The organism is Bradyrhizobium sp. P2_E8, assembly GCF_056403875.1.
On the sequence record NZ_JBFUES010000798.1, the window covers coordinates 1 to 3,529 of the forward strand.

A 3,529-nucleotide genomic window follows, 5' to 3' on the forward strand; every position below is an offset into this window, starting at 1 on the left:
GCCTGCGATCATGCGTAGCGTCGTCGACTTGCCGCAGCCCGAGGGCCCCACCAGCACGATGAACTCATGGTCGGCGATATCAAGGTCGATGCCGCGAACGGCTTCGACATCATCGTAACGCTTGACCACCTTCCGCAATGCAACGTCAGCCATGAGACATCAACCCTTTGTCGCGCCGGCGGTCAGGCCGGCAATGTAGTAGTCCATCAGGAAAGCATAGATGATCAGCGGCGGCGCTGCGCCGAGCAGTGCGCCGGTCATGATCTGTCCCCAGTTGAAGACATCGCCCTTGATCAGCGTGGTGGTGATGCCGACCGGCAGCACGAGCTGATCGATCGACGTCGTGAACACCAGGGGATAGAGAAACTGCGCCCAGGACACCGTGAATGCGAAGATGGTCGCGGCGATCAGGCCGGGCAGGGCGACGGGGATGAARATCCGCGTCAGGGTCTGGAGCCAGGAGGCGCCGTCGATGATCGCGGCCTCGTCGAGCTCCTTCGGGATCGAGGCGAAATAGCCGATCATGATCCAGGTGCAGAACGGCACCGTCAGTGTCGGATAGATGAACAGCAGCACGTACCAGCGGTTCAGCAGCGTGATGCCGGTGATGTCCTGGACCAGCGCCAGCATCTTGAACAGCGGGATGAAGAGGAGGCTGTCCGGGACCAGGTAGGTCAGGAATACGCCGGTGGCGAGCGTCGTCGAGCCCCAGAATTTCATCCGCGCCAGCGCAAAGGCCGCAGGTATGCTGATCAGCATCGTGACGACCACGACCACCAGGGACACGATAGACGAATTCCAGAAGAACCGGAGGAATTGGTTCGACGTCAGGAGTTCGACATAGTTCGCCAGCGTCGGGTGGAATACCCACCAAGGATTGGTCGCCGCCGAGATCTCCGCGCTGCTCTTGAGCGAGGTGATCACCATGTAGAGCGGCGGCGTCAGAAAGAAGATCGCGAACAGCACCAGGAAGAAATAGGACCAGCGCAGCGCCCAGGCGCGGTCGCGGCTCATGCTGCCATATTTGACCTTGCGCCGCGGACCGCCCTTGTCGATTGCAAGCGTGCTCATCACGACTCGTTCCCACGTTTGTTGACGTCGCGCAGGATGAAGATCGCTGCGACGGCGAGAATGGGGACCATGAACAAGGAGACACTGGCGCCGAGCGGAATGTCGTTGCTCTCGATGCCGACCCGGAACGCGTAGGTCGCGAAGATCTGGGTCTGGTCGAGCGGCCCGCCCGAGGTCAGGATGCGTACGATGTCGAAATTGGCGAAGGTGACGATCAGCGAGAACAGGGTGGTGATGGCGATGATGTTGCGCATCATCGGAAGGGTGATGAACCAGATCTTCTGCCACCAATTGGCACCGTCGATCGCGGCGGCCTCGTAGAGCTGGTCCGGCACCGATTTCAGCGCCGCCAGATACATGATCAGGAAGAACGGTGCGCCGTACCAGACGTTGACGAGAATGACGGAAAAGCGCGCCCAGGCGGCATCGCCGAGCCAGTTGATGGGGCCGATGCCGAACAAGGAGAGTGTGTAGTTGAAGGCGCTGTAGGAGGGGTCGAACAGCCACAGCCAGGCCAGCGTGCTCATCGCCGGTGGGATCACCCAGGGCACCAGCAGCATGCCGCGCCATTTGCGCTGACCCTTGGCCGGAATGTTGTGCACGAAATGCGCGACGATGAAGCCGATCAGCGCTTTGAAGAACACGGCGGTGACCGCGAAAATGCAGGACTGCTTCACCACCATCCAGAACGTCTCGCGCTTGAACAGGAAGGTGAAGTTACCGAAGCCGACGAATTTCTGCATCGACTTGTTCAGCGACGCAAGGTGAATCGAGAACAGAGCAGGGTAGAGTACGAACAGTGCGATCAGCAGGATCAGCGGCAGCGTCAGGAAAAACGCCACGGTCGATTTTCGCCTCAACGCATTGTGCAGGCTCCCTCCCTTGCGTGCGCTCGTTGTGCGAGCGGCGCGAGCGTGCTGAACGACGACATCGGCCATGACCGAACCTTCCTTTCAGAATGTCTGTTCGCGAAGCCGGCCGCGCGGTCGGCTTCATCGGATCAACATCGAACGGCGGATTGTGCTGGCGGCTCATGCCGGAGGCGTGAACCGCCGTTGCACATCCCGGTTCAGGTTCGCATGAAGCCTTCGCACTCGCCCTCGGCCCAGGCGAGCGTGGTCTCCATCTTCTCTCCCTGCGCAAAGCGGAGCGCCATCTTGGTCAGGATCGCCTGCGCGTAGATCTGCTGGGCAATCTTTGGCGGTGCAGGAGAGGCCGCAATCGACAGCGTCTGATGATTGTGGGGGTTGGGATAGTGATAGAGCGTTCCCTTCGGCGGCTCTACCTCGGCCCACGTCTTCAACGTCGTCATTTTCGCATAGGCGGGCAGGTCGTAGCCACCGCTGGCAGAGACGAACTTCTCGATCGACGACGCCTGCGACAAATGGGTGAGCAGGCTCTTGGCCGCTTCCTTGTTCTTGGAGAAGTTCCAGAGACCCCAGTAGTACGGCAGATAGGGCGCAAAGCGCCCTTTCGGGCCGGACGGGAAGCCGTGCGTCCAGCATTGTTCGGCGACCTGCGGTGCGTCGCGCTTGGCCACCGCCCAGGCGCTTGGCGGATTCATGATGAGGGCGCCCCGGCCGGAGATCAGCCATTTGTTGTTCGAGGCGTCATCCCAGGATGGTGCGTCCGGTGGCAGGAAGGCGATCAGCTTCTTGTAATATTCGAGCGCCTGACGGACCTGATCGGTCTTCACCGTGGGCTCGCCCTTGGCGTTGACGAGTTCGGCGCCGAACGACTGGAAGATCGCACCCGCTGTGTCGACACTGTCGGTGGTTTCGCCGAGGCCGATGCCGAAGGCGAAGCCGCCTTTCTGACAAGCTTCGGCGGCCTTGAGGAATGTCTCCATGTTCCAGCTGTCCGCTTTCGGCGGTGCGCCCGCGGGGTACAGTTCCTGAATATCGATACCCGCGTACTTCTTCATCAGATCAATGCGGGTGCAGGGCCCCTTGATCTGGCTCCCGGGGGTGGCGGGGACGGCAAGCCATTTGCCGGCCGCCTGTCCGAGATATTTCACGGTGCCGTTCACTTCACCGTTCTGCTTGATCGCCGGCTCCACGACGTCGTTCACCGGTTCTAGCTGCTCGGCATAAGCATGCGGCCACCAGGTGTACATCTGAAGAATGTCATGACCGGATTTGGCTTGCGCTTCGGCGGCAACGGTCAGCTCGATCTTCTTGTTGTTGCTGGTGATGTAGTCGATCGAGACTTCGACCTTTTCCTTCGCGGCCCATTCGTTGACGAGAGCCCTGGAGCTGTCGTTGGCGCCGGGTACCCAGTGGTCCCAGAAGCCGATCGAGAGCTTGCCGGCGGCGTAGGCGCCGCGCACGTAGGGCGCGGTGATCAAGGCTGCGGAGGACATGGCAGTTGCGGCCACAAATTGTCGCCGCGTGAGCTTCTTGCGTGACATCTCGTTTCCTCGCTTGGTGTTTTATTGTTCTAGCGTTTCCTCTTAAAC

The 3,529-nt window shown here is 60.6% G+C and carries 4 protein-coding genes; all 4 read right to left on the reverse strand.

Annotation, left to right across the window (positions count from 1 at the left end; all coding sequences use genetic code 11):
- Window positions 1–153: ATP-binding cassette domain-containing protein (locus AC1D00_RS32010; protein ID WP_477013413.1), on the reverse strand; the 153-nt coding region annotated here is incomplete at its 3' end.
- A gap of 6 nt (window positions 154–159) precedes the next feature.
- On the reverse strand, window positions 160–1,071 hold the full coding sequence (locus AC1D00_RS32015; RefSeq protein ID WP_027542845.1) for a carbohydrate ABC transporter permease: 912 nt from the start codon (window positions 1,069–1,071) through the stop codon (window positions 160–162).
- Window positions 1,071–2,009 carry a carbohydrate ABC transporter permease gene (locus AC1D00_RS32020; protein ID WP_135175382.1) on the reverse strand — a complete coding sequence of 313 codons (939 nt, stop codon included), beginning with the start codon at window positions 2,007–2,009 and terminating at the stop codon, window positions 1,071–1,073. The genes AC1D00_RS32015 and AC1D00_RS32020 overlap by 1 nt, the downstream gene beginning before the upstream one ends.
- A 131-nt stretch (window positions 2,010–2,140) precedes the next feature.
- Window positions 2,141–3,481 carry an ABC transporter substrate-binding protein gene (locus AC1D00_RS32025; RefSeq protein WP_135175383.1) on the reverse strand — a complete coding sequence of 447 codons (1,341 nt, stop codon included), beginning with the start codon at window positions 3,479–3,481 and terminating at the stop codon, window positions 2,141–2,143.
- Window positions 3,482–3,529 lie beyond the last annotated feature (48 nt).